Below are 17,488 nucleotides of genomic sequence, written 5' to 3'. Positions count from 1 at the left end.
CGAGATGGCGTTATTAAATGTAGATAAATTATCGGTGCACTTCGGTGACGTAGGCTCCGAGTTTCGCGCCGTAGATCGGGTCAGCTACAGCGTAAATCAGGGTGAAGTGGTCGGCATCGTAGGCGAGTCCGGTTCCGGTAAATCGGTAAGCTCTCTGGCAATCATGGGACTGATTGATTTCCCTGGCCGCGTGATGGCGGAAAACCTGGAATTTAACGGGCAGGATCTGAAGCGCATTTCCGAAAAAGAGCGCCGCAACCTGGTCGGTGCCGAAGTGGCGATGATCTTCCAGGATCCGATGACCAGCCTTAACCCATGCTACACCGTGGGCTTCCAGATTATGGAAGCCATTAAGGTGCACCAGGGCGGGAACAAGAAAACCCGTCGTCAGCGGGCAATCGACCTGCTGACCCAAGTGGGTATTCCCGATCCGGCCTCGCGTCTGGATGTCTATCCACACCAGCTCTCCGGTGGGATGAGCCAGCGCGTGATGATCGCCATGGCGATTGCCTGTCGGCCAAAACTGCTGATTGCCGACGAACCGACAACCGCGCTGGACGTGACCATTCAGGCACAGATCATCGAGCTGCTGCTGGAGTTACAGCAGAAAGAGAACATGGCGCTGATCCTGATCACCCATGACCTGGCGTTAGTGGCCGAAGCCGCGCATAAAATCATCGTGATGTATGCCGGGCAGGTTGTGGAAACCGGCAGCTCGCACGATATCTTCCGTGCGCCGCGTCACCCCTATACTCAGGCCCTGCTGCGCGCACTGCCGGAGTTTGCCCAGGATAAGGCGCGCCTGGCGTCACTGCCGGGCGTGGTACCGGGTAAATATGACCGCCCGACCGGCTGTCTGCTGAACCCGCGCTGCCCGTATGCCACGGACAAATGTCGCGTTGACGAGCCGGCGCTGAACACCGTGGACGGCGGCCGCCAGTCTAAATGTCACTACCCACTTGATGACGCCGGGAGGCCGAACTATGAGTACGCATGAGGCCACCATGCAACAGCCGCTGCTGCATGCTATCGATCTGAAAAAACACTACCCGGTGAAGAAGGGGCTGTTTGCCCCGGAACGTCTGGTTAAAGCACTGGATGGCGTCTCCTTTACCCTCGAGCGCGGTAAGACATTAGCGGTGGTGGGTGAGTCCGGCTGCGGGAAATCCACGCTGGGTCGCCTGCTGACGATGATTGAAACCCCGACCGGGGGCGAGCTGTACTATCAAGGGCAGGATCTGCTGAAGCACGATCCCGACGCGCAGAAACTGCGTCGCCAGAAAATCCAGATTGTGTTCCAGAACCCCTATGGTTCGTTGAACCCGCGTAAAAAAGTGGGGCAGATTCTGGAGGAGCCGCTGCAGATTAACTCCACGCTGAGTAAAGAGCAGCGTCGCGAAAAGGCGCTGGCGATGATGGCGAAAGTGGGGCTCAAGACCGAACACTACGATCGCTATCCGCATATGTTCTCCGGCGGTCAGCGTCAGCGTATCGCTATTGCTCGTGGTCTGATGCTCGATCCGGATGTGGTGATCGCCGATGAACCGGTCTCTGCGCTGGACGTTTCCGTCCGTGCGCAGGTGCTGAACCTGATGATGGATCTGCAGCAGGATTTAGGCCTGTCGTATGTCTTCATCTCGCACGACCTGTCGGTGGTGGAACATATCGCGGATGAAGTGATGGTGATGTATCTGGGCCGCTGTGTGGAGAAGGGGACGAAAGATCAGATCTTTAATAACCCGCGCCATCCGTATACCCAGGCGCTGCTCTCTGCGACCCCGCGTCTGAACCCGGATGACCGCCGGGAGCGTATTAAGCTGACCGGCGAGCTGCCAAGCCCACTCAATCCGCCGCCGGGGTGTGCATTCAACGCCCGCTGCCGCCGTCGTTTTGGGCCATGTACCCAACTGCAACCGCAGTTGAAAGACTACGGCGGACAACTGGTGGCCTGCTTTGCGGTGGACCAGGACGAAAATGGCGAGAAGCCTCACGCATAAGTGAAAAAAAACCGGCGAATTCGCCGGTTTTTTTATTGGTTTGCGGGACGCTATTTCCGTAAACGGATTTGATCGACAGCGTGCTTTTCGCTCTTGGTGAGGATCAGGCTGGCCCGCTCGCGCGTTGGCAGAATGTTCTCTTTCAGGTTCACATAGTTGATCTCATTCCACAGTGCGGTCGCCACGTTGACCGCCTCCTCTTTCGAGAGCTGGGCGTAGTTGTGGAAGTAGGAGTCAGGATCGGTGAACGCTCCTTCGCGGAACTTCAGGAAGCGGTTGATGTACCAGCTTTGCAGTAAATCTTCCGGGGCATCGACATAAATAGAGAAGTCGACAAAGTCGGAGACAAAGACATGATGCGGGTCATGAGGATAGTCCATCCCGCTTTGCAGAACGTTTAACCCTTCCAGAATCAGAATGTCCGGCTGGACCACGGTTTTGTCCCCGTCAGGGATACGGTCATAAATCAGGTGCGAATAGACCGGGGCCGTAACGTTCGGCACGCCGGATTTCAGATCCGACACGAATTTCACCAGACGGTGCATATCATAAGAGAGCGGGAAGCCTTTCTTCTTCATCAGACCGCGCTCTTTTAACACCTCGTTCGGGTGCAGGAAGCCGTCGGTGGTGATCAGCTCAACGCTACGATGCTCTGGCCAGCGGCTCAGCAGCGCCTGCAGTACGCGCGCGGTGGTGCTTTTACCCACGGCCACGCTGCCGGCAATACTGATGATATAAGGAATGCGCTGTCCGTTAGTCCCGAGGAACTGCTCCAGCACGGCCTGTCGACGAAGGTTGGAACTGATATAGAAATTCAGCAAACGTGACAGAGGCAAATAAATTTCAGCCACTTCTTCAAGCGACAGGTCTTCGTTTATCCCTTTTAACCGTGCGATTTCGCCTTCCGTTAAGGTCATCGGGACGGAGTCACGCAGAGCAGCCCACTGGCTGCGGCTAAACTGGAGATAAGGCGTCATTAACGTTTGCTCTTTTTTGCTCATAAGCATGCTTGAGTGAGCCATCGCATCCCACAACAGAGGCTGGGTAGGGGGGAGTGGCACATCATTGATTAGTTAATTTTGGACAATGGGCAGGAGGTTAACACCAGATGAGCCGAATAATAAGAAAAAAAGTGGCCCCGTGTTGCGTTAAGCGGGAATCGTCACAGACCGGGTTTGAGCCCATTACGGGACAGCATATGGTGAATATTTGCGCGCGTCTGCCTGAAAATACAGCGTTATTCACTCTTCTAGCACAAAATGTGAGCGAAAGAACAATTTATGCAAATTTTTAGTTGCATGACCGCCCATGTCTCCATAGAATGCGCGCTACTTGATGCCGACTTAGCTCAGTAGGTAGAGCAACTGACTTGTAATCAGTAGGTCACCAGTTCGATTCCGGTAGTCGGCACCATCAAGTCCGGTGGGGTTCCCGAGCGGCCAAAGGGAGCAGACTGTAAATCTGCCGTCACAGACTTCGAAGGTTCGAATCCTTCCCCCACCACCACTTTCTGGCAGCGTTAACGCCGCCGGAGTTGGTTGAAAAAATTAACCAGCTCGAACTTAAAAAGAGAGAAATCTCTTTTTTTGTTACAGAAAGAACTGGGTAGCCGAGTTTCAGGATGCGGGCATCGTATAATGGCTATTACCTCAGCCTTCCAAGCTGATGATGCGGGTTCGATTCCCGCTGCCCGCTCCAATACGTGCTGATATGGCTCAGTTGGTAGAGCGCACCCTTGGTAAGGGTGAGGTCCCCAGTTCGACTCTGGGTATCAGCACCACTTCACTTCTCCCTCCCATTTCTCTCTGTTTCAATTTAAATGTATTCAACAGTTCAGGCATTTCGCCTGGTTGATGTGGTGATATCACCGATTTATCCGTGTCTTAGAGGGACAATCGATGTCTAAAGAAAAGTTTGAACGTACAAAACCGCACGTTAACGTCGGTACTATCGGCCACGTTGACCATGGTAAAACAACGCTGACCGCTGCAATCACTACCGTTCTCGCAAAAACCTACGGTGGTTCTGCTCGCGCATTCGACCAGATCGATAACGCACCAGAAGAAAAAGCTCGTGGTATCACCATCAACACTTCTCACGTTGAATACGACACCCCGACTCGCCACTACGCACACGTAGACTGCCCAGGCCACGCCGACTATGTTAAAAACATGATCACCGGTGCTGCGCAGATGGACGGCGCGATCCTGGTTGTTGCTGCGACTGACGGCCCGATGCCTCAGACCCGTGAGCACATCCTGCTGGGTCGTCAGGTAGGCGTTCCTTTCATCATCGTGTTCCTGAACAAATGCGACATGGTTGATGACGAAGAGCTGCTGGAACTGGTAGAAATGGAAGTTCGTGAACTTCTGTCCCAGTACGACTTCCCAGGCGACGATACCCCAATCGTTCGTGGTTCTGCTCTGAAAGCGCTGGAAGGCGAAGCTGAGTGGGAAGAGAAAATCATCGAACTGGCTGGCTACCTGGATTCTTACATCCCGGAACCAGAGCGTGCTATCGACAAGCCGTTCCTGCTGCCAATCGAAGACGTATTCTCCATCTCCGGTCGTGGTACCGTTGTTACCGGTCGTGTAGAGCGCGGTATCATCAAAGTTGGTGAAGAAGTTGAAATCGTTGGTATCAAAGAGACTGCTAAGTCTACCTGTACTGGCGTTGAAATGTTCCGCAAACTGCTGGACGAAGGCCGTGCTGGTGAGAACGTTGGTGTTCTGCTGCGTGGTATCAAGCGTGAAGAAATCGAACGTGGTCAGGTTCTGGCGAAGCCAGGCTCAATCAAGCCACACACCAAGTTCGAATCTGAAGTGTACATCCTGTCCAAAGACGAAGGCGGCCGTCATACTCCGTTCTTCAAAGGCTACCGTCCACAGTTCTACTTCCGTACTACTGACGTGACCGGTACCATCGAACTGCCAGAAGGCGTTGAGATGGTAATGCCAGGCGACAACATCAAAATGGTTGTTACCCTGATCCACCCAATCGCAATGGACGATGGTCTGCGTTTCGCAATCCGCGAAGGCGGCCGTACCGTTGGCGCGGGCGTGGTTGCTAAAGTTCTCGGCTAATTGCTGATAACATTTGACGCAATGCGCATGAAAAGGGCATCATTTGATGCCCTTTTTGCACGCTTTCACATCAGAACCTGGCTCATCAGTGATTATTTTTGTCATAATCATTGCTGAGACAGGCTCTGCAGAGAGCGTATAATCCGAAAAGCGAATTAGCATTTCGATTTGGTTTGCCTCGCGCTCGCGGGGTGAAAATGTTTGTAGAATACTTCTGACAGGTTGGTTTATGAGTGCGAATACCGAAGCTCAAGGGAGCGGGCGCGGCCTGGAAGCGATGAAATGGGTAGTAGTAGCCGTATTGTTGATCGTAGCAATCGTGGGCAACTACCTTTATCGTGACATGATGCTGCCGCTACGCGCGCTGGCAGTGGTAATTCTGATTGCTGCAGCGGGTGGTGTCGCGCTGTTGACGACCAAAGGTAAAGCGACCGTCGCTTTTGCCCGCGAAGCGAGAACGGAAGTCCGTAAGGTCATTTGGCCGACTCGCCAGGAAACATTGCACACCACGCTGATTGTAGCTGCGGTTACCGCTGTAATGTCACTGATCCTGTGGGGACTGGATGGTATTCTGGTTCGCCTGGTATCCTTTATCACTGGCCTGAGGTTCTGAGATGTCTGAAGCCCCTAAAAAGCGCTGGTACGTCGTTCAGGCGTTTTCCGGTTTTGAAGGCCGCGTAGCAACGTCGCTGCGTGAGCATATCAAATTACACAACATGGAAGAGTTGTTTGGTGAAGTTATGGTTCCGACCGAAGAAGTGGTCGAGATCCGTGGCGGCCAGCGTCGCAAAAGCGAGCGCAAATTCTTCCCGGGTTACGTGCTTGTTCAGATGGTGATGAACGACGCAAGCTGGCACTTAGTGCGCAGCGTACCGCGCGTAATGGGCTTTATCGGCGGCACGTCTGACCGTCCGGCGCCAATCAGCGATAAAGAAGTTGATGCGATTATGAACCGCCTGCAGCAGGTTGGTGATAAGCCGCGTCCGAAAACGCTGTTTGAACCGGGTGAAATGGTACGTGTTAATGACGGTCCGTTTGCTGACTTTAACGGTGTGGTTGAAGAAGTGGACTATGAGAAGTCCCGCCTGAAAGTTTCTGTTTCTATCTTCGGTCGTGCGACCCCGGTAGAGCTGGACTTTGCTCAGGTAGAAAAAGCCTAAGCAGCGATCAAAAAAGCGACGATTTAAACGTTGCACAGGGCGCGAGATTGGAATACAATTTCGCGCCTTTTGTTTTTATGGATGCAATCCGTAAAACGAATTTTATCACGGGGAGCCTCCTTGAGGCGCTATAACCCAATCAGAGGATTTTAGAATGGCTAAGAAAGTACAAGCCTACGTCAAGCTGCAGGTTGCAGCTGGTATGGCGAACCCAAGTCCACCAGTTGGTCCAGCTCTGGGTCAGCAGGGTGTGAACATCATGGAATTCTGTAAAGCGTTCAACGCAAAAACCGAATCCCTGGAAAAAGGTCTGCCAATCCCAGTCGTAATCACTGTTTACGCTGACCGTTCTTTCACTTTCGTTACCAAGACCCCGCCGGCAGCAGTTCTGCTGAAAAAAGCGGCTGGTATCAAGTCTGGTTCCGGCAAGCCGAACAAAGACAAAGTAGGTAAAATTTCCCGCGCTCAGCTGCAGGAAATCGCGCAGACCAAAGCTGCCGACATGACTGGTTCCGACATTGAAGCGATGACTCGCTCCATCGAAGGTACTGCACGTTCCATGGGCCTGGTAGTGGAGGACTAAGAAATGGCTAAACTGACCAAGCGCATGTCCGTGATCCGTGACAAAGTTGATGCGACCAAACAGTACGAAATCAACGAAGCTATCGCTCTGCTGAAAGAACTGGCTACCGCTAAGTTCGTTGAAAGCGTTGACGTTGCTGTAAACCTCGGTATCGACGCTCGTAAATCTGATCAGAACGTACGTGGTGCAACTGTACTGCCACACGGTACTGGCCGTTCCGTTCGCGTAGCCGTATTTGCCCAGGGCGCAAACGCTGAAGCTGCTAAAGCTGCAGGCGCTGAGCTGGTAGGTATGGAAGATCTGGCTGACCAGATCAAGAAAGGCGAAATGAACTTTGACGTTGTTATCGCATCTCCAGATGCAATGCGCGTTGTTGGCCAGCTGGGCCAGGTTCTGGGTCCACGCGGCCTGATGCCAAACCCGAAAGTGGGTACTGTAACCCCTAACGTTGCTGAAGCGGTTAAGAACGCTAAAGCAGGTCAGGTTCGTTATCGTAACGACAAAAACGGCATCATCCACACCACCATCGGTAAAGTGGACTTCGACGCTGACAAACTGAAAGAAAACCTGGAAGCTCTGCTGGTTGCGCTGAAAAAAGCAAAACCAACTCAGGCGAAAGGCGTGTACATCAAGAAAGTTAGCATCTCCACCACCATGGGTGCAGGTGTTGCAGTTGACCAGGCCGGCCTGAGCGCTGCTGCAAACTAATACCTTTACGTGGGCGGCGAATTTGTCTACAATCTTCGCCCACGTTTGCTAACTCAGGTTAGCGGGTAACCGAATTGTTCGTTGGAGCCTGGCCTATCCAGGCCTCCGTCGAAGACCGCAGGTGTTTCGTAAGAGACTTAATCCCCTGCGTAGACGGTGACAGAACGCTAAGATTATTTTTTGATACTCTGGCTTGTTTCTGCTCACCGTATTTAGACGCTCTTCCCGTTGGGAAGAGTGAAGTGAGTTCCAGGGCATGAGCCCTGGCAAACATCCAGGAGCAAAGCTAATGGCTTTAAATCTTCAAGACAAACAAGCGATTGTTGCTGAAGTCAGCGAAGTAGCCAAAGGCGCGCTGTCTGCAGTAGTTGCGGATTCCCGTGGCGTTACTGTAGATAAAATGACTGAACTGCGTAAAGCAGGTCGTGAAGCTGGCGTTTACATGCGTGTTGTTCGTAACACCCTGCTGCGCCGCGTAGTTGAAGGTACTCCTTTCGAGTGCCTGAAAGACACGTTTGTTGGTCCAACCTTGATTGCATACTCTATGGAACACCCGGGCGCTGCTGCTCGTCTGTTCAAAGAGTTCGCGAAAGCGAATGCAAAATTCGAGGTTAAAGCTGCAGCCTTTGAAGGTGAGTTGATCCCGGCATCGCAAATCGATCGCCTGGCAACCCTGCCGACCTACGAAGAAGCAATTGCACGCCTGATGGCAACCATGAAAGAAGCTTCGGCTGGCAAACTGGTTCGCACTCTGGCTGCTGTTCGCGATGCGAAAGAAGCTGCTTAATAGCAGTCCTCTTTATCAAGTATTCGCTTACGTATAAACTTATTCTGATTTTCAGGAACAATTTAAATGTCTATCACTAAAGATCAAATCATTGAAGCAGTATCCGCTATGTCCGTAATGGACGTTGTAGAACTGATCTCTGCAATGGAAGAAAAATTCGGTGTTTCCGCTGCTGCTGCTGTAGCTGTAGCTGCTGGCCCGGTTGAAGCTGCTGAAGAAAAAACTGAATTCGACGTAGTTCTGAAAGCTGCTGGCGCGAACAAAGTTGCTGTAATCAAAGCAGTACGTGCTGCAACTGGCCTGGGTCTGAAAGAAGCTAAAGACCTGGTAGAATCTGCTCCAGCTGCGCTGAAAGAAGGCGTGAGCAAAGACGACGCAGAAGCACTGAAAAAATCTCTGGAAGAAGCTGGCGCTGAAGTTGAAGTTAAATAAGCCAACCCTTCCGGTTGCAGCCTGAGAAATTAGGCTGATGGCTGGTGACTTTTTGGTCACCAGCCTTTTTGCGCTGTAAGGCGCCAGTAGCGTTTCACACTGTTTGACTGCTGGTTGTCCTGACAATGCTTGTTTCTATCGACGACTTAATATACTGCGACAGGGTGCTCGCTCTGGGTAAATCGCAATGAAATGGTTTAAGCGTGATAGCAACAGGCATTGCGGAAAGTGTTCGATTTTCCGATCAACAAAATGGTGTTGCACAAACTGTCCGCCAATGGACAGATGGGTCGACTTGTCAGCGAGCTGAGGAACCCTATGGTTTACTCCTATACCGAGAAAAAACGTATTCGTAAGGATTTTGGTAAACGTCCACAAGTTCTGGACATTCCATATCTCCTTTCTATCCAGCTTGACTCGTTCCAGAAGTTTATCGAGCAAGATCCTGAAGGGCAGTACGGCCTGGAAGCAGCCTTCCGTTCCGTATTCCCGATTAAGAGCTACAGCGGTAACTCCGAGCTGCAATACGTCAGCTACCGCCTTGGCGAACCGGTATTTGACGTTCAGGAATGTCAGATCCGTGGCGTGACCTACTCGGCACCGCTGCGCGTTAAACTGCGTCTGGTGATCTACGAGCGCGAAGCGCCGGAAGGCACCGTTAAAGACATCAAAGAACAAGAAGTCTACATGGGCGAAATTCCGCTCATGACCGACAACGGTACTTTCGTTATCAACGGTACTGAGCGTGTTATCGTTTCCCAGCTGCACCGTAGCCCGGGCGTCTTCTTCGACAGCGATAAAGGTAAAACGCACTCTTCCGGTAAAGTACTGTATAACGCGCGTATCATTCCTTACCGTGGTTCCTGGCTGGACTTCGAGTTCGATCCGAAAGACAACCTGTTTGTCCGTATCGACCGTCGTCGTAAACTGCCTGCGACCATCATTCTGCGTGCGCTGAACTACACCACTGAGCAGATTCTGGATCTGTTCTTTGAGAAAGTTGTCTTTGAAATTCGCGACAACAAGCTGCAAATGGAACTGGTGCCAGAGCGTCTGCGTGGTGATACCGCGTCGTTCGACATCGAAGCCAACGGCAAAGTGTATGTGGAAAAAGGCCGCCGTATTACTGCGCGCCACATCCGTCAGCTGGAAAAAGATGAAATCAAACACATCGAAGTTCCGGTTGAGTACATTGCTGGCAAAGTTGCAGCAAAAGACTACGTTGATGCATCTACTGGCGAGCTGATCTGCCCGGCGAACATGGAGCTGAGCCTGGATCTGCTGGCTAAGCTGAGCCAGTCTGGCCACAAGCGTATCGAAACGCTGTTCACCAACGATCTGGACCACGGTCCGTACATGTCCGAAACCGTACGTGTCGACCCAACTACCGATCGTCTGAGCGCGCTGGTAGAAATCTACCGCATGATGCGCCCTGGTGAGCCACCAACTCGCGAAGCGGCTGAAAGCCTGTTCGAGAACCTGTTCTTCTCCGAAGACCGCTACGATCTCTCCGCGGTTGGTCGTATGAAGTTCAACCGTTCTCTGCTGCGTGACACGATCGAAGGTTCCGGTATCCTGAGCAAAGAAGACATCATCGAAGTGATGAAGAAGCTCATCGATATCCGTAACGGTAAAGGCGAAGTGGACGATATCGACCACCTCGGCAACCGTCGTATCCGTTCCGTAGGCGAAATGGCGGAAAACCAGTTCCGCGTTGGCCTGGTACGTGTAGAGCGTGCGGTGAAAGAGCGTCTGTCTCTGGGCGATCTGGATACCCTGATGCCTCAGGATATGATCAACGCCAAGCCGATCTCCGCAGCAGTGAAAGAGTTCTTTGGTTCCAGCCAGCTGTCTCAGTTTATGGACCAGAACAACCCGCTGTCTGAGATCACGCACAAGCGTCGTATCTCTGCACTCGGCCCAGGCGGTCTGACCCGTGAGCGCGCAGGCTTCGAAGTTCGAGACGTACACCCGACCCACTACGGTCGCGTATGTCCAATCGAAACACCTGAAGGTCCAAACATCGGTCTGATCAACTCCCTGTCCGTGTACGCACAGACGAACGAATACGGTTTCCTCGAGACCCCGTATCGTAAAGTGACTGACGGTGTTGTAACCGACGAAATTCACTACCTGTCTGCTATCGAAGAAGGTAACTACGTTATCGCCCAGGCGAACACCAACCTGGACGAAGAAGGTCGCTTTGTTGATGACCTCGTTACCTGCCGTAGCAAAGGTGAATCCAGCTTGTTCAGCAACGACCAGGTTGACTACATGGACGTTTCCACCCAGCAGGTGGTTTCCGTCGGTGCGTCCCTGATCCCGTTCCTGGAACACGATGACGCCAACCGTGCATTGATGGGTGCGAACATGCAACGTCAGGCGGTTCCGACTCTGCGCGCTGATAAGCCGCTGGTTGGTACCGGTATGGAACGTGCTGTTGCCGTTGACTCCGGTGTAACTGCAGTTGCTAAACGTGGCGGTACCGTTCAGTACGTGGATGCATCCCGTATCGTTATCAAAGTTAACGAAGACGAGATGTACCCAGGCGAAGCGGGTATCGACATCTACAACCTGACCAAATACACCCGTTCTAACCAGAACACCTGTATCAACCAGATGCCTTGCGTATCTCTGGGTGAGCCAGTTGAGCGCGGCGACGTGCTGGCAGACGGTCCGTCCACCGACCTCGGTGAACTGGCGCTCGGTCAGAACATGCGCGTAGCGTTCATGCCGTGGAACGGTTACAACTTCGAAGACTCCATCCTCGTCTCCGAGCGTGTGGTTCAGGAAGATCGTTTCACCACTATTCACATCCAGGAACTGGCCTGTGTGTCCCGTGACACCAAGCTGGGGCCAGAAGAGATCACCGCTGACATCCCTAACGTGGGTGAAGCTGCGCTCTCCAAACTGGATGAATCCGGTATCGTTTACATCGGTGCGGAAGTGACCGGCGGCGACATTCTGGTTGGTAAGGTAACGCCGAAAGGTGAAACCCAGCTGACGCCAGAAGAGAAACTGCTGCGCGCGATCTTCGGTGAGAAAGCGTCTGACGTTAAAGACTCTTCTCTGCGCGTACCGAACGGTGTTTCCGGTACGGTTATCGACGTACAGGTCTTTACTCGCGATGGCGTAGAAAAAGACAAACGTGCGCTGGAAATCGAAGAGATGCAGCTGAAGCAGGCTAAGAAAGACCTGTCTGAAGAGCTGCAGATCCTTGAAGCTGGCCTGTTTGGTCGTATCTACGCGGTGCTGGTTTCCGGTGGTGTTGAAGCTGAGAAGCTCGACAAGCTGCCGCGTGACCGCTGGCTGGAACTGGGCCTGGCCGACGAAGAGAAACAAAATCAGCTGGAACAGCTGGCTGAGCAGTATGACGAACTGAAACACGAGTTCGAGAAGAAACTCGAAGCGAAACGCCGCAAAATCACTCAGGGCGACGATCTGGCACCAGGCGTGCTGAAGATTGTTAAGGTTTATCTGGCCGTTAAACGTCAGATCCAGCCTGGTGATAAGATGGCGGGTCGTCACGGTAACAAGGGTGTTATCTCTAAGATCAACCCGATCGAAGATATGCCTTACGATGAAAACGGCACGCCGGTAGACATCGTACTGAACCCACTGGGCGTACCGTCTCGTATGAACATCGGTCAGATCCTCGAAACCCACCTGGGTATGGCTGCGAAAGGTATCGGCGACAAGATTAACGCCATGCTGAAACAGCAGCAGGAAGTCGCGAAACTGCGCGAATTCATCCAGCGTGCGTACGATCTGGGTACCGACGTTTGCCAGAAAGTCGACCTGAACACCTTCAGCGATGAAGAAGTGATGCGTCTGGCTGAAAACCTGCGTAAGGGTATGCCAATCGCAACGCCAGTCTTCGATGGTGCGAAAGAGTCTGAAATCAAGGAACTGTTACAGCTGGGTGGCCTGCCAAGTTCTGGCCAGATCACTCTGTTCGACGGTCGTACCGGTGAGCAGTTCGAGCGCCAGGTAACCGTTGGCTACATGTACATGCTGAAACTGAACCACCTGGTTGATGACAAGATGCACGCGCGTTCTACCGGTTCTTACAGCCTGGTTACTCAGCAGCCGCTGGGTGGTAAGGCGCAGTTCGGTGGTCAGCGCTTCGGGGAGATGGAAGTGTGGGCGCTTGAAGCATACGGCGCAGCATACACCCTGCAGGAAATGCTCACCGTTAAGTCTGATGACGTGAACGGTCGTACCAAGATGTATAAAAACATCGTGGACGGCAACCATCAGATGGAACCGGGCATGCCAGAGTCCTTCAACGTACTGTTGAAAGAGATTCGTTCGCTGGGTATCAACATCGAACTGGAAGACGAGTAACTCTCGCTCAAACAGGTCACTGGTGTCGGGGTAAATCCCGACACCAGATTGTGCTAACTCCGACGGGAGCAAATCCGTGAAAGACTTATTAAAGTTTCTGAAAGCGCAAACTAAAACCGAAGAGTTTGATGCGATCAAAATTGCTCTGGCCTCGCCAGACATGATCCGTTCATGGTCTTTCGGTGAAGTTAAAAAGCCGGAAACCATCAACTACCGTACGTTCAAACCTGAGCGTGACGGCCTTTTCTGTGCGCGTATTTTCGGGCCAGTAAAAGATTACGAGTGCCTGTGCGGTAAGTACAAGCGCCTGAAACACCGTGGTGTGATCTGTGAGAAGTGCGGCGTTGAAGTGACCCAGACTAAAGTGCGTCGTGAGCGCATGGGCCACATCGAGCTGGCGTCTCCGACTGCCCACATCTGGTTCCTGAAATCTCTGCCGTCCCGTATCGGCCTGTTGCTGGATATGCCGCTGCGCGATATCGAACGTGTTCTTTACTTCGAATCCTATGTGGTTATCGAAGGCGGCATGACCAATCTGGAACGTAACCAGATCCTGACCGAAGAGCAGTATCTGGACGCGCTGGAAGAGTTCGGTGACGAATTCGACGCGAAGATGGGTGCGGAAGCGATCCAGGCCCTGCTGAAGAGCATGGATCTGGAGCAAGAGTGCGAGCAGCTGCGTGAAGAGCTGAACGAAACCAACTCCGAAACCAAGCGTAAAAAGCTGACCAAGCGTATCAAACTGCTGGAAGCGTTCGTTCAGTCTGGTAACAAACCAGAGTGGATGATCCTGACCGTTCTGCCGGTTCTGCCGCCAGATCTGCGTCCGCTGGTTCCGCTGGATGGTGGTCGTTTCGCGACGTCTGACCTGAACGATCTCTATCGTCGCGTCATTAACCGTAACAACCGTCTGAAACGTCTGCTGGATCTGGCTGCGCCAGATATCATCGTACGCAACGAAAAACGTATGCTGCAGGAAGCGGTAGATGCCCTGCTGGATAACGGTCGTCGCGGTCGTGCGATCACCGGTTCTAACAAACGTCCTCTGAAATCTTTGGCCGACATGATCAAAGGTAAGCAGGGTCGTTTTCGTCAGAACCTGCTCGGTAAGCGTGTTGACTACTCCGGTCGTTCTGTAATCACCGTAGGTCCATACCTGCGTCTGCATCAGTGCGGTCTGCCGAAGAAAATGGCACTGGAGCTGTTCAAACCGTTCATCTACGGCAAGCTGGAACTGCGTGGCCTCGCCACCACCATCAAAGCCGCTAAGAAAATGGTTGAGCGTGAAGAAGCTGTCGTTTGGGATATCCTGGACGAAGTGATCCGCGAACACCCGGTACTGCTGAACCGTGCACCAACCCTGCACCGTCTGGGTATCCAGGCATTTGAGCCAGTACTGATCGAAGGTAAAGCTATCCAGCTGCACCCGCTGGTTTGTGCGGCCTATAACGCCGACTTCGATGGTGACCAGATGGCTGTTCACGTACCGCTGACGCTGGAAGCCCAGCTCGAAGCGCGTGCGCTGATGATGTCTACTAACAACATCCTGTCTCCAGCGAACGGTGAACCAATCATCGTTCCTTCTCAGGACGTTGTACTGGGTCTGTACTACATGACCCGTGACTGTGTTAACGCCAAAGGCGAAGGCATGGTGCTGACTGGCCCGAAAGAAGCTGAGCGTATTTATCGCGCTGGCCTGGCCTCTCTGCATGCGCGCGTTAAAGTGCGTATCACCGAATATGAAAAAGATGAAAACGGCGAATTCGTTGCGAAAACCAGCCTGAAAGACACGACCATTGGCCGTGCCATTCTGTGGATGATCGTACCGAAAGGTCTGCCTTTCTCCATCGTCAACCAGGCGCTGGGTAAGAAAGCGATCTCCAAAATGCTGAACACCTGTTACCGCATTCTGGGTCTGAAGCCGACTGTTATCTTCGCTGACCAGACAATGTACACCGGCTTTGCATATGCAGCGCGTTCAGGTGCATCTGTTGGTATCGATGACATGGTCATCCCAGAGAAGAAACACGAGATCATCTCTGAAGCGGAAGCTGAAGTTGCTGAGATCCAGGAGCAGTTCCAGTCTGGTCTGGTAACCGCAGGCGAACGCTATAACAAAGTTATCGATATCTGGGCAGCGGCGAACGATCGTGTATCCAAAGCGATGATGGATAACCTGCAGACCGAAACGGTAATCAACCGTGAAGGTAAAGAAGAGCAGCAGGTCTCCTTCAACAGCATCTACATGATGGCCGACTCCGGTGCGCGTGGTTCTGCAGCACAGATTCGTCAGCTGGCAGGTATGCGTGGTCTGATGGCGAAGCCAGATGGCTCCATCATCGAAACGCCAATCACCGCGAACTTCCGTGAAGGTCTGAACGTACTCCAGTACTTCATCTCCACGCACGGTGCGCGTAAAGGTCTGGCGGATACCGCACTGAAAACAGCTAACTCCGGTTATCTGACGCGTCGTCTGGTAGACGTTGCGCAGGACCTGGTTGTTACCGAAGACGATTGTGGCACCCTCGAAGGTATCACCATGACCCCGGTTATCGAGGGTGGTGATGTTAAAGAGCCGCTGCGCGATCGCGTACTGGGTCGTGTGACCGCTGAAGACGTTCTGAAGCCGGGCACTGCAGACATTCTGGTTCCGCGTAATACCCTGCTGAACGAGCAGTGGTGTGATCTGCTGGAAGTGAACTCTGTTGACTCCGTGAAAGTACGTTCCGTTGTATCCTGTGACACCGACTTTGGTGTTTGTGCGCACTGCTATGGTCGTGACCTGGCGCGTGGCCACATCATCAACAAAGGTGAAGCAATCGGTGTTATCGCGGCACAGTCCATCGGTGAACCGGGTACACAGCTGACGATGCGTACGTTCCACATCGGTGGTGCGGCATCTCGTGCGGCTGCTGAATCCAGCATCCAGGTGAAAAACAAAGGTAGCATCAAGCTCAGCAACGCGAAGTCGGTTGTGAACTCCAGCGGTAAACTGGTTATCACTTCCCGTAACACCGAGCTGAAGCTGATCGACGAATTCGGTCGTACCAAAGAGAGCTATAAAGTGCCTTACGGTGCTGTGATGGCGAAAGGCGACGGCGAGCAGGTTGCAGGCGGCGAAACCGTAGCAAACTGGGATCCGCACACCATGCCGGTTATCACCGAAGTGGCGGGCTTTATTCGCTTCACCGATATGATCGACGGCCAGACGATTACTCGTCAGACCGACGAACTGACCGGTCTCTCTTCCCTGGTGGTTCTGGACTCTGCAGAACGTACCTCGGGTGGTAAAGATCTGCGCCCGGCCCTGAAAATCGTTGATGCTAACGGCAACGACGTTCTGATCCCAGGCACCGATATGCCGGCTCAGTACTTCCTGCCAGGTAAAGCGATTGTTCAGCTGGAAGATGGCGTACAGATCAGCTCTGGTGACACCCTGGCGCGTATTCCTCAGGAATCCGGCGGTACCAAGGATATTACCGGTGGTCTGCCACGCGTTGCGGACCTGTTCGAAGCACGTCGTCCGAAAGAGCCGGCAATCCTGGCTGAAATCAGCGGTATCATCTCCTTCGGTAAAGAGACCAAAGGGAAGCGCCGTCTGGTGATCACGCCGCTGGATGGCAGCGATCCGTACGAAGAGATGATTCCAAAATGGCGTCAGCTCAACGTGTTTGAAGGTGAACGTGTAGAACGTGGTGACGTGGTTTCCGACGGTCCGGAAGCGCCGCACGACATTCTGCGTCTTCGTGGCGTACACGCAGTAACGCGTTACATCACCAACGAAGTACAGGACGTTTACCGTCTGCAGGGCGTTAAGATCAACGATAAGCACATCGAAGTTATCGTTCGTCAGATGCTGCGTAAAGCCACCATCGTGAATGCCGGTAGCTCCGACTTCCTCGAAGGTGAGCAGGTTGAATACTCTCGCGTTAAGATTGCTAACCGCGATCTGGAAGCGAATGGCAAAATCGGTGCGTCCTTCGCGCGCGATCTGCTGGGTATCACCAAAGCGTCTCTGGCAACCGAGTCCTTCATCTCCGCGGCATCGTTCCAGGAGACCACTCGTGTGCTTACCGAAGCAGCCGTTGCGGGCAAACGCGACGAACTGCGCGGTCTGAAAGAGAACGTTATCGTGGGTCGTCTGATCCCGGCTGGTACCGGTTATGCCTACCACCAGGATCGTATGCGCCGTCGCGCAGCGGGTGAAATCCCTGCTGCACCGCAGGTAACTGCTGAAGATGCCTCTGCCAGCCTGGCAGAGCTGCTGAACGCAGGCCTGGGCGGTTCTGACAACGAGTAATCGTTAAGTCAGCCCATTAAAAAACCCGCTTCGGCGGGTTTTTTTTTGTCTGATGTACGGCGAGTCTGGTGCGATTGTTGCCGGGTGGCGC

The 17,488-nt window shown here is 53.0% G+C and carries 12 protein-coding genes and 4 tRNA genes; 15 read left to right on the top strand and 1 reads right to left on the bottom strand.

Going from position 1 to position 17,488, the window contains the following annotated elements:
• Positions 1-4: 4 nt before the first annotated feature.
• Together dppD and dppF are read left to right on the top strand one after the other, a co-directional pair.
• On the top strand, positions 5-997 hold the full coding sequence (gene dppD / locus DVA43_RS16655; protein ID WP_103824372.1) for a dipeptide ABC transporter ATP-binding protein: 993 nt from the start codon (positions 5-7) through the stop codon (positions 995-997).
• Entirely contained in the window at positions 984-1,997 is a 1,014-nt protein-coding gene (gene dppF / locus DVA43_RS16650) for a dipeptide ABC transporter ATP-binding subunit DppF (protein WP_103824373.1), read from the top strand. Before dppD ends, dppF begins: the two co-directional genes overlap by 14 nt.
• A 50-nt stretch (positions 1,998-2,047) precedes the next feature.
• Here dppF and coaA read toward each other — a convergent pair whose 3' ends face one another.
• Positions 2,048-2,998, bottom strand: coding sequence for a type I pantothenate kinase (coaA, locus tag DVA43_RS16645; RefSeq protein WP_103177797.1), 951 nt, complete (start codon positions 2,996-2,998; stop codon positions 2,048-2,050).
• A 336-nt stretch (positions 2,999-3,334) separates the two neighbouring features.
• On the opposite strand from coaA, the gene DVA43_RS16640 reads away from it, so the two are divergent.
• The 13 genes from DVA43_RS16640 (at position 3,335) to rpoC (ending at position 17,397) form a co-directional block, all read left to right on the top strand.
• Positions 3,335-3,410, top strand: a tRNA-Thr gene (locus DVA43_RS16640).
• An 8-nt stretch (positions 3,411-3,418) separates the two neighbouring features.
• Positions 3,419-3,503, top strand: a tRNA-Tyr gene (locus tag DVA43_RS16635).
• Between the two features lie 117 nt (positions 3,504-3,620).
• Positions 3,621-3,695 (top strand) — tRNA-Gly (locus DVA43_RS16630).
• A gap of 6 nt (positions 3,696-3,701) precedes the next feature.
• Positions 3,702-3,777 (top strand) — tRNA-Thr (locus DVA43_RS16625).
• Positions 3,778-3,895: 118 nt separating this feature from the next.
• Positions 3,896-5,080 (top strand): elongation factor Tu, encoded by a 1,185-nt coding sequence (gene tuf, locus DVA43_RS16620; protein WP_114316183.1) that lies wholly within the window; start codon positions 3,896-3,898, stop codon positions 5,078-5,080.
• A 229-nt stretch (positions 5,081-5,309) separates the two neighbouring features.
• Positions 5,310-5,693, top strand: a complete 384-nt coding sequence (secE, locus tag DVA43_RS16615; RefSeq protein ID WP_003862342.1) for a preprotein translocase subunit SecE — start codon at positions 5,310-5,312, stop codon at positions 5,691-5,693.
• A 1-nt stretch (position 5,694) separates the two neighbouring features.
• Entirely contained in the window at positions 5,695-6,240 is a 546-nt protein-coding gene (gene nusG / locus DVA43_RS16610) for a transcription termination/antitermination protein NusG (RefSeq protein WP_003862341.1), read from the top strand.
• 154 nt (positions 6,241-6,394) lie between these two features.
• Entirely contained in the window at positions 6,395-6,823 is a 429-nt protein-coding gene (gene rplK, locus DVA43_RS16605; protein WP_004097640.1) for a 50S ribosomal protein L11, read from the top strand.
• Positions 6,824-6,826: 3 nt separating this feature from the next.
• Positions 6,827-7,531: a 50S ribosomal protein L1 gene (rplA, locus tag DVA43_RS16600; RefSeq protein WP_103177798.1), complete on the top strand. Its 705-nt coding sequence runs from the start codon at positions 6,827-6,829 to the stop codon at positions 7,529-7,531.
• A gap of 289 nt (positions 7,532-7,820) precedes the next feature.
• Positions 7,821-8,318, top strand: a complete 498-nt coding sequence (gene rplJ / locus DVA43_RS16590) for a 50S ribosomal protein L10 (RefSeq protein WP_004097644.1) — start codon at positions 7,821-7,823, stop codon at positions 8,316-8,318.
• Between the two features lie 66 nt (positions 8,319-8,384).
• On the top strand, positions 8,385-8,750 hold the full coding sequence (rplL, locus tag DVA43_RS16585) for a 50S ribosomal protein L7/L12 (protein ID WP_103177800.1): 366 nt from the start codon (positions 8,385-8,387) through the stop codon (positions 8,748-8,750).
• A gap of 318 nt (positions 8,751-9,068) precedes the next feature.
• Complete coding sequence (rpoB, locus tag DVA43_RS16580) at positions 9,069-13,097, top strand: DNA-directed RNA polymerase subunit beta (protein ID WP_103177801.1); 4,029 nt, start codon at positions 9,069-9,071, stop codon at positions 13,095-13,097.
• A gap of 76 nt (positions 13,098-13,173) precedes the next feature.
• Positions 13,174-17,397: a DNA-directed RNA polymerase subunit beta' gene (gene rpoC, locus DVA43_RS16575; protein ID WP_103825466.1), complete on the top strand. Its 4,224-nt coding sequence runs from the start codon at positions 13,174-13,176 to the stop codon at positions 17,395-17,397.
• The last annotated feature ends 91 nt before the right edge of the window (positions 17,398-17,488 follow it).

Origin of the sequence: Leclercia sp. W6 (assembly GCF_003336345.1) — a bacterium.
Lineage (GTDB): Bacteria > Pseudomonadota > Gammaproteobacteria > Enterobacterales > Enterobacteriaceae > Enterobacter.
This window is presented reverse-complemented; position numbering and strand designations above follow the sequence as displayed.